Raw genomic sequence first — 19,169 nt, forward strand, 5'->3', positions numbered from 1 at the left:
TCTTTATATGTTAGCTTCATATTGTCGGGTATAAAAAGTATATGACAGCAAAACTGTAATAAAACAGATTTGAAAAAAGTGCTTTTCAGTTGGGGGGATGTGAAAAAGTTCTTTTAGTAAAATATATTTTTAACTTTGTTAACCTTCTATTTTATAGAAGTATTATTAAAGTAATTACTTTTAAAAGACAGTACTTAACTCTAAGGTTATACAATTTTTTAAGATAAAAACAGTTAATCTTAGTTTTTAATAGCTAAAGGGGATTTAGATATTCAATTTTGTTAAAAAATTTTTACTATGAACAACACTAACCCTTATACTTTTATTATTTATATAAGCTTATTAACAATACATAAATAATATATCTTGTATATTATAGTGGTTGCTATATTCAAATTAACTTAAATATAGCAACCGCATTACAATGGTTAAATTATAATCAAACCAAGATTAACGTAATTCTACAGGTACTGCAAATACAATATTCTCTTTACGCCCAGGAAATTCTTTAACTTCATGACCACCCAAGCTTTTTAGTGCATCAATAACTTGTGTAACGAGTATAGCTGGTGCAGAAGCGCCGGCAGTAACACCGATAGAATTAACGCCATCGAGCCATGATGTTGCAATATCATCCGCAGTATCGATTAAATAAGACGTCGTTCCCATTTTCTCAGAAACTTCTCTTAAACGATTGGAGTTAGAGCTGTTTTTAGCACCCACGACTAATAGTAAGTCAACTTGATCTGCAATAGCACGCACCGCATCTTGGCGGTTTTGTGTTGCATAACAAATATCATCCTTACGCGGCCCTTCAATCAGTGGAAATCTTTCTCTTAATGCATCAATTACAGCTGAAGTATCATCTACTGATAAAGTGGTTTGGCTACAGTAGTATAACTTTTCAGGATTTTTTACTTCGAGTTTTAATACATCTTCTGTCGATTCAACAAGGTATATGCCTGCAGTTTCGCTATCATATTGTCCCATAGTCCCCTCAACTTCAGGGTGACCTTGATGACCAATCAGTACACACTCAATATTTTTTCTACTTACACGTGATACTTCCATATGCACTTTAGTGACTAATGGACAAGTGGCATCAAACACTTTTAAGTCACGTGATTTAGCCTCTTTACGAACAGCCTTTGAAACACCGTGAGCACTAAAAATAACAGTGTTATCATCAGGGACTTCATGAATTTCATCAATAAAAATAGCCCCTCGATTTTTAAGACCATCAACGACAAATTTATTATGTACAACCTCGTGGCGAACATAAATAGGTGCACCAAATAAATCTAACGCTCGATCAACAATGCTAATAGCACGGTCTACGCCGGCACAAAAGCCACGGGGATTTGCTAAAATAATTTTCATACAATTCTCTGTCCGTTGGAATACCAACTTATTATAGTATTTCAACCAAATCAATAACAAAGGTGACTGGCTGACCAGCTAATGGATGATTAAAATCGATAGTAACTGAGCTGCCATTAACTTCTTTAATCATGCCTGGTAATTCACCACCGGGCTGAGAAAAAGTAATGATATTACCAACTTTCGCAGGTACTTCAGCAGAAAACTTATCAATATCCATATAATGAATATTATCAGGATTCGTTTCACCAAAAGCATCAACAGCTTCAAGCGTAAATTCTTTACTACTGCCTACTGACATGCCTAATAATTGTGCTTCAAAAGCCGCAGAAATACTCTGGTCTCCCATAATAATTTTAGCCGGCTTATTGTTTACTTTTGTGCTATCAGCAGCTGAACCATCACTCAATTTCATCGTGATATGTACTAAAATACTAGAGTCAGCTTGAATTATTTTTTCAATTGTCATTATTTATCTTCTATTAAGTCTTTGTCGGAGAATATTTCAAGCTATGCTGAATCTTCATTTTTTGTAAAAAATGAGTCAAGAATCATTAACGCTGCGCCAATAAATATCATAGAATCGGCAAAGTTAAAAGCGGGAAAATGATACCCTGACCAATGAAAATCTAAAAAGTCGATAACATAACCAAACAGAGCTCTATCGATAAGGTTTCCTACAGCACCACTTAACATTAACGCGAAAGCGATACTTAAAATAGTGTGTGATTTAGGAGTTTTAGCAAGCCAGATTATAAATACTAAACTAGCAATAGCGGCAATAACCGTAAAAAACCACCGTTGCCAACCGCCCTGATTTGCCAAAAAGCTAAAAGCTGCACCAGGGTTGTGAACATAGGTCAGGTTGAAAAATGGTAATATATTTACTGATTCATAAAGATTAAATGAGCCTACTACTAATTGTTTAGACACTTGATCTAATACTAAACAAAGTAGCGTTAGCCAAAGCCAACGCAAACCTGAATTGTTGAAAGCGGAAATAATATTATGCATATTTTCTAACTTCACCTGCGCCATCAACATTAGTCACACAACGCTGACAAAGTTCAGGATGAGCATCATTTACACCAACATCTTCAGTAACATGCCAACAACGATCACATTTACTGCCTTCAGCTGCTGCTACCGATAACCATAAACCTTCAACGTCAGTTGAATTAGCGCCTTCAGGTACCTGACTAGCATCGGTGACGACATCAACATTAACTTTTGAGGTAATTAACACAAAACGTAACTCTTCACCAAGCTTAGTAAGCTTTTCAGCTAAATCAGCCGTCGCATATAACGTTACTTGTGCTTCTAATGCTTTACCTACAATTTTCTCTTTACGGGCCAGCTCTAATGCGCGATTAACTTCTGAACGAACAAGTAATAATTCACTCCAAAAATCGTTTCCTAACGCCATATCTGTTGGCATAGTTTCTAAACCGTCAAACCAAACACCTGTAAAAACGAATTCATCACGTTTACCACTAACTGGCGTTGGTAGTGCTTGCCAAATTTCTTGTGCGGTAAACGATAAAATAGGTGCCATCCAAGCTGTCATAGCTTCAGCAATTAAATACATTGCTGTTTGACATGAGCGACGTGCATTTGAATCAGCTTTAGCTGTATATTGTCTATCTTTGATGATGTCTAAGTAGAACCCGCCCAACTCATTAGTACAAAAGTTCATAATTTTGTGCGCAACTATATGAAATTCATATTCATTGTATGCATTAATAATTTCTGTCTGTAAATGAGCAGCTTTATCTACAACCCAGCGATCTAACGCAACCATATCTTCAAAAGCCACAGAATGCTGTGCTGGTTCAAAACCATTTAAGTTAGACAATAGAAAACGTGATGTATTACGAATACGACGATATGCGTCCGCTTGACGTTTGAATATTTCATCGCCCGCAGTAATCTCTTGCGTGTAATTTACTGATGCTGTCCATAAACGTAAAATATCTGCACCTAATGTATTAGTAATCTCTTTTGGTGTAATGACATTTCCTAACGACTTAGACATTTTATGACCGTTAGCATCAACTACAAATCCGTGTGTAAGTACTTGTTTATACGGAGCCTTTCCATTCATTGCTACTGAAGAAATCATTGATGACATAAACCAACCACGATGTTGGTCAGAGCCTTCAAGGTATAAATCAGCAATACCGTCAAACTCTTCACGAGCATTAACGACAGAGAAATGAGTAGTGCCTGAGTCAAACCATACATCTAAGGTGTCTGGTACTTTGATGTATTCTTGAGCGTCATTACCAATAAGCTCTTCAGCTTCTAAGTCAAACCATGCTTGAATACCTTTTTCTTCCACACGTTTTGCAACGGTTTCAATTAATTCAATACTACGAGGATGTAACGCGCCGGTATCTTGATGAATAAATAATGCCATCGGCACACCCCACGTACGTTGACGCGAAATACACCAATCTGGACGACCTTCAACCATAGACTCAATACGACGTTGACCCCAATCAGGAATCCATTGTGTTTTTTCAATTTCTTTAAGTGAATCTTGACGTAAACCTTTTTTATCCATGCTGATAAACCATTGTGGTGTTGCACGGAAAATTAGTGGTGTTTTGTGACGCCAGCAATGTGGATAAGAATGCTCTAACGCATGGTGATGCACTAATGTGCCATGTTCTTTCAACGTTTCAACAACATTCGCATTCGCTTTAAATACATGCTGCCCAGCAAATAATGGCGTATCTTCTAAGTAAACACCGTTTGCTCCTACAGGATTTGCCACTTCTAAGTTGTACAGCTTGCCAACAACAAAATCTTCTACACCATGACCTGGTGCCGTATGCACACAACCGGTACCTGAATCAGTAGTAACATGTTCACCTAAAACAACAGGAACAGTAAAATCATAAAATGGATGTTTAAGTTGCACTAACTCTAGTTCAGCACCTTTACAGAAACCCAACGCATGATATTTATCAATACCAAAACGCTCCATACAAGCATTTACAAGGTCTGAAGCTAAAATAAAGCGCTCTTTTCCTTGCTCAGTTTCACATTGTACTAAAGTATATTCAACATCAGTATGCACAGCAACCGCACGGTTAGCCGGTAAGGTCCAAGGTGTTGTTGTCCAGATAACAACCGAAATAGTGCCTTCGCCTTGCTCTGATGATTCATCAGTTTGCTTAAATTTATCAGCAATACTTTGATCTACCGCGGTAAATTTCACATCAATTGCTGGTGATTGTTTATCTTTATATTCTACTTCGGCTTCTGCCAGAGATGATCCACAATCCGTACACCAATGCACTGGTTTAAAGCCTTGATGTAAATGTCCATTTTCAGCAATTTTGCCTAATGAGCGAATAATATTCGCTTCAGTGTCAAAGTCCATTGTACGATAAGGTTTGTCCCAATCAGCAAACACACCCAAGCGTTTAAAATCTTCGCGTTGAGCACTCACCTGTTTAGCAGCATATTCACGACATTTTTCACGAAAGACACTAGCAGAAACTTTATGACCAGGTTTACCTACTTTTTTCTCAACCATCAGTTCAATTGGTAAACCATGGCAATCCCAACCAGGCACATAAGGTGCATTGAAATCAGATAATGTTTTTGATTTAACAATAATATCTTTAAGAATTTTGTTTACGGAGTGACCAATATGAATATCACCATTGGCATACGGAGGGCCATCATGCAAAATGAATGATTTCTTACCTTTTTTTGCTGCACGAATTTTTCCGTACAAGTCTTTCTCAGCCCACTCTTTGAGCATATTAGGTTCACGGTTTGCCATATTGCCTTTCATTGCAAAAGTCGTTGCAGGCAAATTCAAGGTTTGTTTGTAATCACTCATTTAAATCATTATCCGATTATTAATTTTTTAAATTGTCAGGCACATATGCCTAACCTACATTATTTATTTTTCAAACACATCTTTCGCTTGTTCACTATCTAACTTAATTTGCGCTGTTAACGCAGCTAAGTTTTCAAACTTCATCACTTGACGAAGTTTTTTTATAATTATTACTTCAATGCACTGACCATAAATGTCATCGCTAAAATCAAAAATATGTACTTCTAACTGTTCTCGAATACCATTAACCGTCGGTCTAGCACCAATATTAGCGACACCATTAAAAAGACCACCAAGAGTTTTGATCTTTACCGCAAAAACACCAGTTAGAGGCGAATTATGCCTTTTTAGTAAAACATTTGCTGTAGGAAAACCTAATTGTCTGCCACGTTTATCACCGTGAAAGACTTTACCTATAATTGAATATGGTCTCCCCAGCATATTTTCAACGTTAGCAAGGTCATCTTTATCTAATGCAGCTCTAATCGCTGTACTGCTAACTCGGCAGTTTTCCATTTTACAACTAGCGGTGTCTGTGACTTCAAAACCAAATTTTTTGCCCGCCTGCGCCAACATTGAAAAATCACCAATACGATCTTTACCAAAGTGGAAGTCATCACCGACAATTAAATGTTTTATGCCTAATTTTTCAACCAATAAGTGCTCAATAAACTGCTCTGCACTTTGGTTAGCAAATTTCATAGTAAAGTTAACACAAATAAGGCGTTGTACACCTAATTTTGATAATAATGAATATTTATCTCTTAATCGGCACAACCTTGCTGGCGCTTTATCTTGAGCAAACACTTCTTGAGGCTGTGGTTCAAATACCAAAACAGCCGCAACACAGTTAAGGGCTTTAGCTCTAGCAACTAATGCTGAAATAACGCGTTGGTGACCTTTATGAACACCATCAAAATTACCTATAGTTAATACACAACCATGATCACTTGGTTGAATATTATGTATACCGCGAACTAACTGCATTATTCTTGACTTCACCTTTAAGGAACAAAAAAAAACAGTACCAATTAATACCTATATAAAGATTAAAACACAAAGCAATGCTCCGTTATAGGCATGATAAAACATAGAATGTAATAACAGGCCTGAAGTCTTAAATAAAAACCTTTATATCGACTGTTTATAAAAATAAATCGCCGAATTATATATTAAAGTGTGATAATAATCAGTAGCTAGCCTGCTTTATTTTTACACTTTTATGTTACGTATAATTTAACTTCAAGTTAACTTTCTACTTTAAAGTCTTTAAAACGAACACCTAACACAAAAATCATAATAAAGTAGCTTAAACAACCAACACTGATACAAAGCACTAGTTGTGTAACTTGTTCAAAAAAGGTCATATTAAGCCACACCTCAAAATCATTTGATAACTGATGAACAACTAACGCCATAACACTTGCTGCGAAAATTAATTTCCCCATAAATATTTTAGTGCTTTTTGCTAAATGATAAATTTTAGCTTGCTTCAAACCTCGGTACAACATCCAAGCATTGAGTGTTGCAGACAAGGTTGTTGCGATAGCCAAACCAACAAAACCAAAAAATGGCGCTAGCATCAGGTTAAAAGCCATATTGGCTACCATCGCTTTTATTCCTATTTTTACCGGTGTTTTAGTATCTTGCCTAGCATAATATCCAGGCGCTAATACTTTAATAAACATAAAACTCAATAAACCAGAAAGGTAGGCAAATAAAGCCATAGAAACTTGTAAAACATCTGCTTGACTAAATTCGCCTCGCATGAAAAGCACCATAATTATCGGTTGTGCCAATACCATTAAACCAGCCAAAGCAGGCCAGCCAAAAAAGCTTATTACCTTAATTCCCCAGTCTAACGTAGCACTAAACTGCTTAGGGTCATTATTGCTATGAAGTTTTGATAAGCTTGGCAATACAACCGTGGCAATACCAATGCCAAACAAACCTAATGGAAATTCTAATAATCTATCAGCATAATATAACCAACTAATAGAGCCGGTTATCAAAAAACTAGCAATTAACGTATCAAGTAATAAATTAATTTGCGTAACAGAAACGCCAAATAATGCCGGAACAATCAGCTTTCTAATTTTAGTAACACCTTTGCTATGCCATGACCAACAAGGCTTTACTAAAACGCCTGCTTTATACAAAAAAGGAATTTGAAATAAAAATTGAATTAAGCCTCCAATAAATACTCCCCAAGCTAGTGCATAAGCGGGACTGTCTGTATATTCAGCACCATATATTGCCATTAAAATAATAACAATATTGAGTAAAACCGGTGTAAATGCTGCAACAGCAAACTTACCCATAGTATTTAAAACAGCGCCAGCAAGTGCAGTAAAACTAATAAACCATAAATAAGGGAATGTTACTTTTAATAAACTGGCTGCTAATTCAAATTTCTCACCGCCGACACTCTCTGGTCCACTATTTAACCATTCAATAAACCAACCGCCACCAAATAAAACAACAAATAAAGGAGAAGCTAACATACCGAACAAGGTCACTAAGGTAATTATCACGCCTAAAGTACCCGAAACTTGTGCTATTAAGCGTCGTGTTTCATCAAGAGAAACTTCGGCATTCATCAGGGCGTTATTGGTATTCTGTCGCAGTGAATTTTTTTCATCTTGAGAGTGATATTCACTTAAGACAGGAACAAAAGCTTGTGCAAAAGCACCCTCTGCAAAAAGACGCCTAAAAAAGTTAGGTATTTTATTGGCGAATAAAAAAACATCCGCCATCGCTCCTGCTCCCATTAAGTTAGCAATAACAACATCTCGAACTAGACCTAGAACACGTGAAACCAAGGTCATAAAACTGACAATAGCCCCTGATTTAATTAACTTTTTACTCAAAAACAAAACCCTTATAATACATAACAAACGCCCACTTTTATTGTTCGGTTAAGCAGTAAAAATAACGTGCAACCTAAACAACAAAATAAGTAACTAAAAATAATTACTATTATGTGATGATTTTACCCATTTAAACAATGTATACTTAGCATTGTTCACAACATATTTGGTTAACTGCTTGTTTAATTTTTAACGGGTAACAAAACCAACAATATTCTTTGTAATTGCACTTTTACTATTTTTTAAAAAAATTATTGATTATTTTATTAAGTAGGCAATTAAACATTTGACAATCAGCTAAAAAACAGGCATATTTCGTCGCCTTAAATTTAAGCTTATATATTACATACTTTAGGAGTCACCTTGGCTAACTCAAAGCAAGCTAAGAAGCGCGCAGTACAATCTGAAAAGCGCCGTCAAAATAATGCAAGTCGTCGTTCAATGATGCGTACTTTACTTAAAAAAGTAAACACAGCTATTGAATCTGGTGACAAAGAAGTAGCAACGAAAGAACTAGCTGCTGCAACACCAATTTTAGATCGTTATGCATCTAAAGGTCTTATTCATAAAAACAAAGCAGCTCGTAGTAAGAGCCGTTTGAATGCTGCAGTTAAAGCTTTATAATATTTTATAAGTAATGCGCATTATTTTATGAAAAATTATTACCTTAGAATTGATTTAGTAGATCATTTATAAGGTAAACGTAAAAAACCGACTTTTTTGTCGGTTTTTTTATGCCAAAAATCCATATACTCCCTAACTTTACACACTAATTGTATTTAATTTCGCTGTTCTCTTGCACTTTGAGTCTATTTTTTTTAGTCTCTTTGCCAACTAAGATGCTAACTCACCATTGAGAACGATAATGACTTTGCTAAAAAAATCACACTTAACAACAAAATTCACCAAAATTGCTGCGATAGTGATAGTGACTCTTACATCACTAAGCGCTTGTAATAGTGAATCGAATACATCTAACACTGTAGTAAATGAAACAGCTCCGCAATTATTGCCTGGATTTGAAGATCGTTTAGATATTTACAAAGAAGTCACACTTTCTGCTGATTTAAGTCACCTATCTGATAACCAAAAAAAAATGTTAGCTTTATTAATTGATGCTTCTAAAATTATGGATGATCTATTTTGGCAACAAGCTTTTTCACAAGATAAAAATGCCTTTCTTGCTTCAATTAAGAATGAAAAAGTTCGTCGTTTCGCCGAAATAAATTACGGTCCTTGGGATAGATTAGATGGAGATAAGGTTTTTTTAACACAAAATGATGCTAAAGCTGAGGGTGCAGAGTTTTACCCAAAAAATATGACTAAAGCCGAATTTGAAAAAGCAACGTTAGCTAAAAAAGATGGCTTATATTCTATTATTGATCGTGATGATAGCGGAAATTTACTTACAGTGGCTTACTCAGAAATGTATAGTGATGAGATTATTCGTGCAGCAGCAATTTTAGAAAAAGCTGCCACTTTAGCTGATGATAAAGAGTTTGCAAATTATCTTACAATGCGAGCAGAGGCGCTGAGAACTGATGAATATCAGGCTTCAGACTTTGCTTGGATGGATATGAAAAACAACCCGATAGATGTTGTTATTGGGCCAATCGAAACTTACGAAGACCAATTATACGGTTACCGTGCGGCATTTGAATCATATGTATTAATTAAAGATTTAACATGGAGCGAAAAGCTCGCTAAATATGCACAATATTTACCTGAACTACAAAAAGAGTTACCCGTATCAAATGAGTTTAAAGCCGAAGTACCTGGCTCTGATGCTGATTTAAATGCTTACGATGTAATATATTATGCTGGCCATTCAAACGCTGGTAGCAAAACCATCGCAATTAATTTACCTAATGACGAACAAGTTCAGCTGAAAAAAGGAACTCGTCGTTTACAGCTTAAAAATGCGATGCGTGCTAAGTTTGATACTATTATGCTCCCAATCGCTGACACCTTAATTGTACCTGAGCAACGTAAAAACGTTACTTTCACAGGCTTCTTTGCTAACACCATGTTTCATGAAGTTGCTCATGGTTTAGGTATCAAAAATACCATCAACGACAAAGGTACTGTACGCCAATCATTAAAAGAACATGCTAGTGCATTAGAAGAAGGTAAAGCAGATATTTTAGGCTTATACATGATACGCCAGCTGTTAGATAAAGGCGTTATTACCGAAGGTAAGCTTGAAGAGTACTACACAACCTTTATGGCTGGCATATTTCGCTCAGTTCGCTTTGGCGCAAGTTCAGCACACGGCAAGGCAAACATGGTTCGCTTTAACTACTTCCAAGAGCAAGGCGCTTTCAGTCGTAATGAACAAGGGTTATATAGCGTGAACATAGATAAAATGAGCGATGCGATTAACTCTTTATCTGAGCTTATTTTAACTTTGCAAGGCACAGGTGATTACAAAGGTGTTGAACAATTAGTTGCGACTAAGGGGGTTATTAGTGAAACATTAGCGGCCGATTTAGCTCGCTTAGAAAGTGCTAAAATCCCTGTTGATATAGTCTTTAAACAAGGTAAAAAAGTACTGGGTTTATAGTAATTTTCTTTAGTTAACAGTATAAATGTTGGCCTAATATTAACACCTAAAAATATTAGGCCAGCACCATTCAATAATTTATAGGTAAATACCTAATGGCTGTACTTTTGCAGTTTTACCTAAGGTAATAATTTGAATACTAGTTTTTTCTTTAACCATTCACTAAAGATCCATTATTTAATACATAGACTTTTTTAGCCATATTGATCGTTTCTTCTCTGTGAGCGATCATAATTCGAGTCACAGATAAATGCTGAATTTGTTCACTAATTTTAGCTTCATTCTCTTTATCTAAATGGCTTGTTGCTTCATCCATAAATAAAACACACGGCGATTGATAAAGCGCACGGGCGAGTAATAAACGTTGAATTTGACCACCTGACAAATTAGCTCCCATATCACCAACTAAAGAATTATAACCCATAGTCATTTTATTAATATCTTCATGAATAGCTGCTAAGTGGCCACATTGCTCTATTTTTGAGTAATCAGGCTGCGGATCAAAAAAACTAATATTATCAGCAATAGACCCTGCCAATAACGTATCATCTTGCATAACTGCCGCTATTTTTTTACGATAATTTTTAAGACCTAGCTGAGTAATATCTTTGCCATCAAGGTAAACTTTACCCGACGTAGGTTGCAATAAGCCTAGCATAATCTTCATTAACGTGGTTTTACCGGCGCCTGATGGCCCTGTAATAGCAACAGAATCATTCGCGTTAAGTGTTAGGTTTATATTATTTAATATTGGCGCTTGATCATCACTATAGCTGAAACAGATGTTTTCTAGTGTTAACTCCCCTTTCGGCTCTTGACCTTCACTATTTGAAAAAGTAGCTCCACCTTCTCGATTAGTCTCTTGCTCTGTTAACGCAATATCAGCAATACGATCAAGGTGTAAACGCATCATTTTAAATTGAATAATTTGCTCGATAAGATTAGCAAATCGTTGTGTTAATTGACCTTTATAAGCAATAAAGGCTAAGAGCATCCCCACTGACAAGCTATTCGCCATTACCATAAGAGCAGCAAAATAGATTACCAATACATTCTCCAAACCGAATAAAAGCTTATTAAACGACTCAAAACTAATATTTAACCGACCTAAACGGATTTCACTATTAATCACTTCTGCATAACGGTTTTGCCAAACACCTTGCCGTTGTGACTCATTACCAAACAACTTAATGGTTTGCATGCCACGAATATTCTCTAAAAAGTTTGATTGCTCCTTTGCTGAATTTTGAATCATCTCTTCTGTCGCTAGATGTAATGGCCGATATAACGCTAAACGCACTATGGTATATAATGCTATTGCAGCAAGAACTACTGCAGTCAGTTTCAATGAATAAAGTGCCATCATGATCAGTACGGTGATAGCCATCACACCATCGACAAGTGTTTCAACAAAACCTGTGGTAATACGCTCACGAATTTGAGCTAATGAACCAAAACGAGACACTATGTCACCAATATGACGTGACTCAAAATAATTCATTGGTAAACATAGCAAATGCCTAAGCAAATTTACGCCCATTTGCATATTAAGTAAGCTAGAAAGTCGTAATATTAACCAACTTCTCACTGCATTAGTCACGACTGAAATAACAGTAATTAACGCAAAGCCAATAGCCAATACAGTCAGTAATGGTTCATCAAAGCTTATTAATACTTCATCAACCACCCATTGCATATAATAAGGCGTCATTAATGCAAACAGCTGCAGCACAAGCGATAAAGCGATCAACTTAACAAGCCCTGCTTTTAAGCCAGACATTGAACTCCACAATTGCGTGAATTTCATTTGTGCTTGCTCTTCTTTCACTTCAAAATTACTGGTTGGCGTAAGCTCTAAACAAATACCAGTAAAGTGTTTGCTAAATTCTTCAAGATTTAATGTACGTTTTCCAACGGCTGGATCATTAATAGAAAATATGGCTGATTGCCCTTTGCCTGAGAGCTTGGTCAGCACTACAAAATGGTTTAAATCCCAATGTAAAATACAAGGCATTACCAGTTTGTGCACTTCATCGATAGGGCATTGTAAGGCTCGACTAGCTAATTCTAAGCTATCGCCTAACTCAATAAGTTGTTGAAGGTTCATGCCCTTTAAATTAGCAGAAAAGCGCTTTCGCATCGCTGACATATCAAGTTTATGACCATGAAAGTTAGCAATCATAGACATTGAAGCTAAGCCACATTCAGCTATTTCAGATTGGAGAATTAAAGGAATGGCTTTCCTTCGTTCAAAATTAACTATTTCAATATTCATTGAGTATAAAAAACGCCTTATTGCTGTGAAAGGATTGATGAATTAACTTATTTAAATAAATCTGCCTTACAAACTATGATAAAAAATCAAAAATAAGCGCTGTAAAGTTCATCACTATATGCCCCAAAATGCTATACCATAAATTCCCAGTTAACTGCCTAATTCCTCCTAGTAGACACGAAGAAATAAAGATTAAACATAACACCTCTATATTTTCATATTGGTTATGAATTAATGTAAAAAATATGCTTGTAATAACAATAATGAGAGCTGGATTCAGAGAAACATGTTTTAACTTATAGAAAAGAAAGCCCCTAAAAACAATTTCCTCAAAAATAGGACCTATAATTCCAACAACAAAAAAAAGTAATACCACTTTCATTACACTATCGATTTGAGCCATGAAATCTATAATAAAAACAGGCGTTTCAATAATACCTAAGTAAAATAGAGAACATTCTAATACTGAGTATGTGAAGACTACTAATAAAATAGGGATCAGTTTTATAAAGACTAAAGGCTTTAAAGCCAATCGGCTATATATACTTTTTTGGTTGTTTGGCGGAAGAGCATATTTAAGAGAGAGTAAAAGTAAGACAATAGAAACAATTGATATTGAAGCATTAAAACCTAAATTTGTATCTAATTCTTCGAAAGTGGATATATCATCTAAAAAAAGACCAAAGAAACCAGATAAGAAAATGATCAAACCTGAAATAAAAGGTAACCCCAAAACTAAAAATAAAAACCATAATAAAGTATCCAGCAATGAGGATGTTTTATTATTATCCTTTTGAATAGCCATAATTTTATAAGTCCTGATATAGCATGTAATTTAAGCAATTGAATAAAGTATTCAATTGCTTAATAGTTAATTGTAATTACGAATTAACCATGAAATTGCCCCATATATCTATCAGGCCCTGGACGCGTTGCAATTCTACCAGCCCATTTCAATGCGAATCCCCAAAGACCACCACCATTTACTTGTTTAATTTCATTTACGTTTAATTCACGCATAATGTTATACTCCATATATCCAGCATGTAATTGCTGGGTTGTTAAATGCTAATTCATTTATATGAACTAGCGATTAATAGGCTGATTTTAGTTGTTCTTGCTAAAGTTTTACTAAAGTCAGCCACTCTATTTTCCAGCGAGGCTATTCAGATTAAACACCCTCGGCAGAAAAATTCTTTTCAATTTCCTTCTAAACCATTTAACTAACTCGACCTTTCAAGCTATAGATAGGTTCAAGTAACCATTCAATTAAGGTGCGTTGTTCTAGCATAATATCTGCTTCAAACAACATACCGCTTTTTAAATCAAACGCTTTCCCGAATGCTTGCATTTGTTGTTGATTCAATTTAGCCCGTAAACGATAAACCGGTTCTTGCAGTGATACAGGTAATTGCACTTCATTAGGGGATATTAATGTTTGATCAATACGCGTAATTTCACTATTGATAAAACCAAAGCGTTGATAAGGAAAAGCATCAAAACGTAAACGGGTATTATTACCCACTCGAATAAAGCCAGCTGAACGTGTAGGCAATAACAACTCAGCAACCAGCTCAGAACCTTCCGGCAATATATGCAGCAAAGGTGTAGATTGTGCTTTGCTTTGTGACAGTGTTTCACCTTCAACAACTTGAATACCCGTGATGACACCATTATTACTCGCCGTGATAGTGTATTTATAATTGCTGGCGACTTGAGCAAGTTGGCGTTGTAGGTCTGCTTGTTGGCGCTTTAAGCTATTTATACGTAAAGTAAATTGCTGAGGAATATTTTTAATATTAAAAGCAACTTGATTGAGTTGATTTTGATGTTGAAGTAATAAACGCGCTATATTTTGTTTTTCTTGCTTTGCTTCAAGCAGTGCTTGATGTTGACTATCTTTTTCTAAGTTAGATAGGTAACCTTTTTTATTCAATTGATTAAAATTAACTTGTTGTTCATTCAACAATATTAACTTTCTTCAGACAATGTTAATTGTTTTTCAAGAGATTTTTTTTCATTATTTAACGCTATTCTTTGATCTTTTAAATTAGATAACTCTTGTACTTTTAAACTTTGATGTTGTGATATTTCATCACTTAATAAGTTTTCTTGGGCATTTAATTGCTCGGCAAGTTGTATACTTAAATCAACACCCTTACCATTGTTTTGCTGAACTATGATAGTAGCAAGTGATTGTCCTTTAACAACCTTATCCCCCTCCTTTACCCAAAGTTTGTCTATGGTGCCACTTTGATTAGCAAAGCTTTTAATGACGCCTTTGCTAGGCATTAAAAAACCACGAACGGTTTCTTTACGAGAATATTCAGCATTAAACAGAAAGGTAATAATAGCAATAACTACAGAAGCTATAAGGGTTACAGTTAGCTTAATTGATAATGGTTGAGCTAAAGTAATAGCGCCGGTTAAACGCGTACTTTGGTGGGTAATAGCTTCCTTTCTAAATAACGACATATCAACTCCTTTCAATACATAGTTAAATAAAATGTAGTCAAAAGAGATATTTTCGTCAAGTTAGAAATGAGAAATTAATTTAGTCTTATATTAATTTAATAACACAGAGATTTTACCGTAATAATACTTAACGATAATTATTGAAGTATTTATTCATTTTGATTTGAAATTATTACTTTAATCATTGATAAATTTCTTTCAGACTTCCCCCATATTACATACTTAATATAATATGGGGAAACACCTAAACTAGTTTAAGTAATGTTAGTAATTTAACAACTTGATTTATGTACCTATATGTTTTTCTAAGAAAGAAAGTATTTTCTTATTTGCTTCCAAAATATTAGCTTCATTATAAAAACCATGACCTTCTTTATCTTTTACTAACCACTCATAAGGGTGTTTATGTTCATCAAGCGCTTTTTTTAATTTTTCTGCATGCTCAATAGGTGCTCTTTGATCATCTTCACCGTGAATAATCAGTACCGGCGCTTTTAATTTATCTACGTGGTATACAGGCGAGTTCTCACGTTGTTGCTCTACATCAGTACCTAATGTTGTATCTAAGAATGCTCCGCCCCATTTAAGCGACGTTATATCCCCTTCTTTGTATAACATTGGTAAGTCATATACACCGGCATAACCTATAGCACACTTAAATAACTCAGGCGTTCTAACTGCACTTTGTAAAGCACTGTAGCCACCAAAGCTTGTACCAAAAATACAAACTCTATTTTTATCCGTAATACCTTCTTGAACCGCATAATTGAGTGCTAGTAAAATATCATCTTGAATTTTGGTTCCCCAATTTGTGTAACCAGCTTCCATAAAGGCTTTACCATAGCCTTCAGAACCCCGAAAATTAACTTGTACAACAACATACCCTGCATTAGCTAACATCTGTACCTGTGGGTCATATCCCCAATAATCTCTCGCATGTGGGCCGCCATGAGGAAGAACAACGGTAGGTAGGTTTTTGGTTTTATTTTTAGGTAAGGTTAAGAAGCCATTTAACGTTAGTCCGTCAGGCGTTTTTATTCTGAAAGGCTCTACCGGTGACATTTCTTCAGGTTTAATCCAAGAAGCACTCTTAAATAAATGCTTTGCTGCCATCGTTTTAGTATTGAAGGAATAAAAAGAGCCAGGGTTTCTATCACTATTAACTTTAACGATAATAGTATTACCATCTCTTGTTTTACTTGTGATAGCAATCTTACTTCCTTTAAAAGCACCATATAATGCTTTATGTATTTTCGCTTCCTCGTTATCATCATCTAGGTAAATATAACTCGGATAATCTTCATCTAAACGTAAACCAAAGACACTATTCACATTCGATTGAATGACATGGGTGGGATCAACAAGCTTACTTTTATAAAGCAACTTTGCTTCTTTTGTTGCAAGGTTATATTTATATAATCCTTTTGCTTCACCATTTTCAGCTTTTAATGCATAAACACTTTCATTATCTGGTGAAAAAGAAATCGGTGTAAATTCACCGTTAAAATCTTCACCAAACGCTTGCCATTCACTATCTCTATCTTTTGAATAAAAAAGCTTAACGTTGTAGTCATTATCAACCCCAGCAACGAAGCGTGGTTGACCATCATTATCAACAAGGAATTTACTATAAGGAATAGGGGCAGTTTTCAGGCGGTTTTCTTTACCTGAATATACATTTAACTTAACAACCTGAGGAAGCACATCAGATTTACGTGATAGAAGTTGCTTTGAAATTAAGACACTTTTATCATCCTCCTTCAAAATATCAATTAGAAAACCTGCATGACCTGATAAAACAATACCGGCTTTTGAGCGGTAACCAAAAATCATTTTCCCTTTTCGACCGTCATAATTAATCGCGTAGAGTTCACCTAAGTTAATAGGCTCTTCTAACGAACCACGTAACTGCTCTAGTTGGATGATTACACGTTCATTGTTGACCCAGTAATAATCAGCAGCTTGATTTTTTCCTCCAGAATTAAGTATATATGTTACTTCGTACGTTTTAGCATCTAAAAAGACCAAGCTTTTATCACCATCAACATTAACTGATGCGGCTAAATACTTACCATCTGGGGATATTTTCATATCATAATATTCTAAATGGCGAGAAAAGTTTTCTAATGTAGCGGCGCGAGTCTGAGTCGTATATATATAGCACCCTATAAGTAGAGTAATAATGATGTAGCTCGAAAGTTTATTTAATTTTTTAATGTATATATTAGCCATAATATTTTGTGTTTCACTCCCTAAGTTGACTATTCCAAATCAAAACGATTAGTCCAGATTTCTTAAATCAATTATCTTTATTAAACCCATCATAAGAAAAAGTTATGTAAAATAAAAGCTTATATAACTTAAAACATCAAAAAAATTAACTTTAGATGAGATAATTAACACGGTTAACGGCTGAGTTTTAGCGAAATGCCAATAAAGAAAAGAATTAAGCCAGTCAACAGACTGGCTTATTTTGATGGGAGTAATAACTTAAACGTTATTTAACACTAACGCGAGCAAATTTGCGTTTACCAACTTGATAGATCGCATTACTACCGCTTACGATCACTAAATTTCTATCGGTAATTTTTTCACCATCGATTTTAGCAGCACCTTGCTTGATCATACGATAAGCATCAGAAGTACTGCCAACTAAGTTAGCCTCTTTTAATAAGTTAGCTATAGCGATTTCACCACCTTCAACAACTAATTCAAGCTCTGGTATTTCATCTGGCATTGCACCTTTTTGGAAACGGTTAATAAATTCGTGATGAGCCGCTTCTGCTGCTGCTTCATCATGGAAACGTGCTATTAATTCTTTTGCCAAATCAATTTTAACATCACGTGGGTTTTTACCTTGCTCGATTTCAGTTTTATAGCCTTCAATTTCAGCTAAAGGCTTAAAGCTCAATAGCTCATAATAACGCCACATAAGTACATCTGAAATTGACATGATTTTACCAAACATATCTGATGGACTATCAGTAATACCAATGTAATTCCCTAATGACTTAGACATTTTTTGCACGCCGTCTAAGCCTTCAAGTAAAGGCATCATTAATACAGTTTGTGGACGTTGCCCTTCAGACTTCTGTAATTCACGCCCCATCAACAAGTTAAACTTTTGATCTGTGCCGCCTAACTCAACATCAGCTTCAAGTGCTACTGAATCCCAGCCCTGCACAAGTGGATACATAAATTCATGTATGGCAATCGCCTGGCCATTGGCATAACGCTTTTTAAAATCATCACGCTCCATCATGCGAGCAACCGTTTGACGGGAAGCTAACTGCAACATACCTGCAGCGCCTAATTTTTCCATCCAAGTAGAGTTAAATGCCACAGTGGTTTTAGCTGGGTCTAATATTTTAAACACTTGCTCTTTATAAGTTTCAGCGTTGGCGAGTACATCTTCTTTAGTAAGTGGTTTACGGGTAACATTTTTACCCGTTGGGTCACCTATCATACCGGTAAAATCACCAATCAGAAAAATAACATCATGACCTAGCTGTTGAAATTGGCGTAATTTATTGATTAAAACAGTGTGACCTAAATGTAGGTCTGGGGCTGTAGGGTCAAATCCTGCTTTAATTTTTAACGGCTTACCTGTTTTAAGTTTTGCGAGTAACTCTTCTTCTACTAATATTTCTTCTGAACCGCGCTTCAATTCTGCAAACGCTTGACTTACATCCGTCATTTTTAGCTCCATTGGCTAGCTATATATTTATTTCAATGGCTGAATTCTAC

At 35.4% G+C, this 19,169-nt stretch carries 15 protein-coding genes; 2 read left to right on the plus strand and 13 right to left on the minus strand.

Annotation, left to right across the window (positions count from 1 at the left end):
- Positions 1–450 precede the first annotated feature (450 nt).
- The 6 genes from ispH to murJ all read right to left on the minus strand — a co-directional run bounded on the left by ispH (position 451) and on the right by murJ (position 8,109).
- A complete protein-coding gene (gene ispH / locus Q4496_RS03560) occupies positions 451–1,380 on the minus strand; it encodes a 4-hydroxy-3-methylbut-2-enyl diphosphate reductase (protein ID WP_215973420.1) in 930 nt (309 codons plus the stop codon).
- A gap of 31 nt (positions 1,381–1,411) precedes the next feature.
- Positions 1,412–1,849 carry an FKBP-type peptidyl-prolyl cis-trans isomerase gene (fkpB, locus tag Q4496_RS03565; protein ID WP_215973419.1) on the minus strand — a complete coding sequence of 146 codons (438 nt, stop codon included), beginning with the start codon at positions 1,847–1,849 and terminating at the stop codon, positions 1,412–1,414.
- 41 nt (positions 1,850–1,890) lie between these two features.
- On the minus strand, positions 1,891–2,385 hold the full coding sequence (gene lspA / locus Q4496_RS03570) for a signal peptidase II (protein ID WP_215973479.1): 495 nt from the start codon (positions 2,383–2,385) through the stop codon (positions 1,891–1,893).
- A gap of 1 nt (position 2,386) precedes the next feature.
- Complete coding sequence (gene ileS / locus Q4496_RS03575; RefSeq protein ID WP_303602122.1) at positions 2,387–5,239, minus strand: isoleucine--tRNA ligase; 2,853 nt, start codon at positions 5,237–5,239, stop codon at positions 2,387–2,389.
- Positions 5,240–5,302: 63 nt separating this feature from the next.
- Positions 5,303–6,226, minus strand: a complete 924-nt coding sequence (ribF, locus tag Q4496_RS03580) for a bifunctional riboflavin kinase/FAD synthetase (protein WP_303602121.1) — start codon at positions 6,224–6,226, stop codon at positions 5,303–5,305.
- A 260-nt stretch (positions 6,227–6,486) separates the two neighbouring features.
- On the minus strand, positions 6,487–8,109 hold the full coding sequence (murJ, locus tag Q4496_RS03585) for a murein biosynthesis integral membrane protein MurJ (protein ID WP_303609948.1): 1,623 nt from the start codon (positions 8,107–8,109) through the stop codon (positions 6,487–6,489).
- Positions 8,110–8,472: 363 nt separating this feature from the next.
- Here murJ and rpsT point away from each other — a divergent pair, with 363 nt between their 5' ends.
- Positions 8,473–8,733 (plus strand): 30S ribosomal protein S20, encoded by a 261-nt coding sequence (gene rpsT / locus Q4496_RS03590; RefSeq protein ID WP_215973415.1) that lies wholly within the window; start codon positions 8,473–8,475, stop codon positions 8,731–8,733.
- A 241-nt stretch (positions 8,734–8,974) separates the two neighbouring features.
- A complete protein-coding gene (locus tag Q4496_RS03595) occupies positions 8,975–10,672 on the plus strand; it encodes a Zn-dependent hydrolase (protein ID WP_303609949.1) in 1,698 nt (565 codons plus the stop codon).
- A gap of 151 nt (positions 10,673–10,823) precedes the next feature.
- On the opposite strand, the gene Q4496_RS03600 is transcribed toward Q4496_RS03595, so the two are convergent.
- From Q4496_RS03600 to tyrS, 7 genes are all read right to left on the minus strand, one after another.
- Entirely contained in the window at positions 10,824–12,947 is a 2,124-nt protein-coding gene (locus Q4496_RS03600; protein ID WP_368411051.1) for a peptidase domain-containing ABC transporter, read from the minus strand.
- Positions 12,948–13,020: 73 nt separating this feature from the next.
- Positions 13,021–13,752, minus strand: a complete 732-nt coding sequence (locus Q4496_RS03605) for a CPBP family intramembrane glutamic endopeptidase (protein ID WP_303609950.1) — start codon at positions 13,750–13,752, stop codon at positions 13,021–13,023.
- A gap of 83 nt (positions 13,753–13,835) precedes the next feature.
- Entirely contained in the window at positions 13,836–13,967 is a 132-nt protein-coding gene (locus Q4496_RS03610; RefSeq protein WP_303609951.1) for a hypothetical protein, read from the minus strand.
- A gap of 199 nt (positions 13,968–14,166) precedes the next feature.
- The gene (locus tag Q4496_RS03615; RefSeq protein ID WP_303609952.1) at positions 14,167–14,916 is read right to left on the minus strand and encodes an HlyD family efflux transporter periplasmic adaptor subunit; all 750 of its coding nucleotides are present in this window, start codon (positions 14,914–14,916) and stop codon (positions 14,167–14,169) included.
- A 2-nt stretch (positions 14,917–14,918) separates the two neighbouring features.
- Positions 14,919–15,422: a hypothetical protein gene (locus Q4496_RS03620; protein WP_303609953.1), complete on the minus strand. Its 504-nt coding sequence runs from the start codon at positions 15,420–15,422 to the stop codon at positions 14,919–14,921.
- 285 nt (positions 15,423–15,707) lie between these two features.
- Entirely contained in the window at positions 15,708–17,513 is a 1,806-nt protein-coding gene (locus Q4496_RS03625; protein WP_252727389.1) for a S9 family peptidase, read from the minus strand.
- Positions 17,514–17,919: 406 nt separating this feature from the next.
- Positions 17,920–19,119: a tyrosine--tRNA ligase gene (tyrS, locus tag Q4496_RS03630; RefSeq protein WP_215972141.1), complete on the minus strand. Its 1,200-nt coding sequence runs from the start codon at positions 19,117–19,119 to the stop codon at positions 17,920–17,922.
- Positions 19,120–19,169 lie beyond the last annotated feature (50 nt).

This window comes from Colwellia sp. 5_MG-2023 (assembly GCF_030547795.1).
Lineage (GTDB): Bacteria > Pseudomonadota > Gammaproteobacteria > Enterobacterales > Alteromonadaceae > Colwellia.

Coding starts and splice junctions, on each gene's coding strand:
- Q4496_RS03620 (WP_303609953.1), bottom strand. CDS start 15,422: ATGTCGTTATTTAGAAAGGAAGCTATTACCCACCAAAGTACGCGTTTA.
- ispH (WP_215973420.1), bottom strand. CDS start 1,380: ATGAAAATTATTTTAGCAAATCCCCGTGGCTTTTGTGCCGGCGTAGAC.
- Q4496_RS03605 (WP_303609950.1), bottom strand. CDS start 13,752: ATGGCTATTCAAAAGGATAATAATAAAACATCCTCATTGCTGGATACT.
- fkpB (WP_215973419.1), bottom strand. CDS start 1,849: ATGACAATTGAAAAAATAATTCAAGCTGACTCTAGTATTTTAGTACAT.
- Q4496_RS03595 (WP_303609949.1), top strand. CDS start 8,975: ATGACTTTGCTAAAAAAATCACACTTAACAACAAAATTCACCAAAATT.
- Q4496_RS03600 (WP_368411051.1), bottom strand. CDS start 12,947: ATGAATATTGAAATAGTTAATTTTGAACGAAGGAAAGCCATTCCTTTA.
- tyrS (WP_215972141.1), bottom strand. CDS start 19,119: ATGACGGATGTAAGTCAAGCGTTTGCAGAATTGAAGCGCGGTTCAGAA.
- Q4496_RS03625 (WP_252727389.1), bottom strand. CDS start 17,513: ATGAAAATATCCCCAGATGGTAAGTATTTAGCCGCATCAGTTAATGTT.
- Q4496_RS03610 (WP_303609951.1), bottom strand. CDS start 13,967: ATGCGTGAATTAAACGTAAATGAAATTAAACAAGTAAATGGTGGTGGT.
- ribF (WP_303602121.1), bottom strand. CDS start 6,226: ATGCAGTTAGTTCGCGGTATACATAATATTCAACCAAGTGATCATGGT.
- ileS (WP_303602122.1), bottom strand. CDS start 5,239: ATGAGTGATTACAAACAAACCTTGAATTTGCCTGCAACGACTTTTGCA.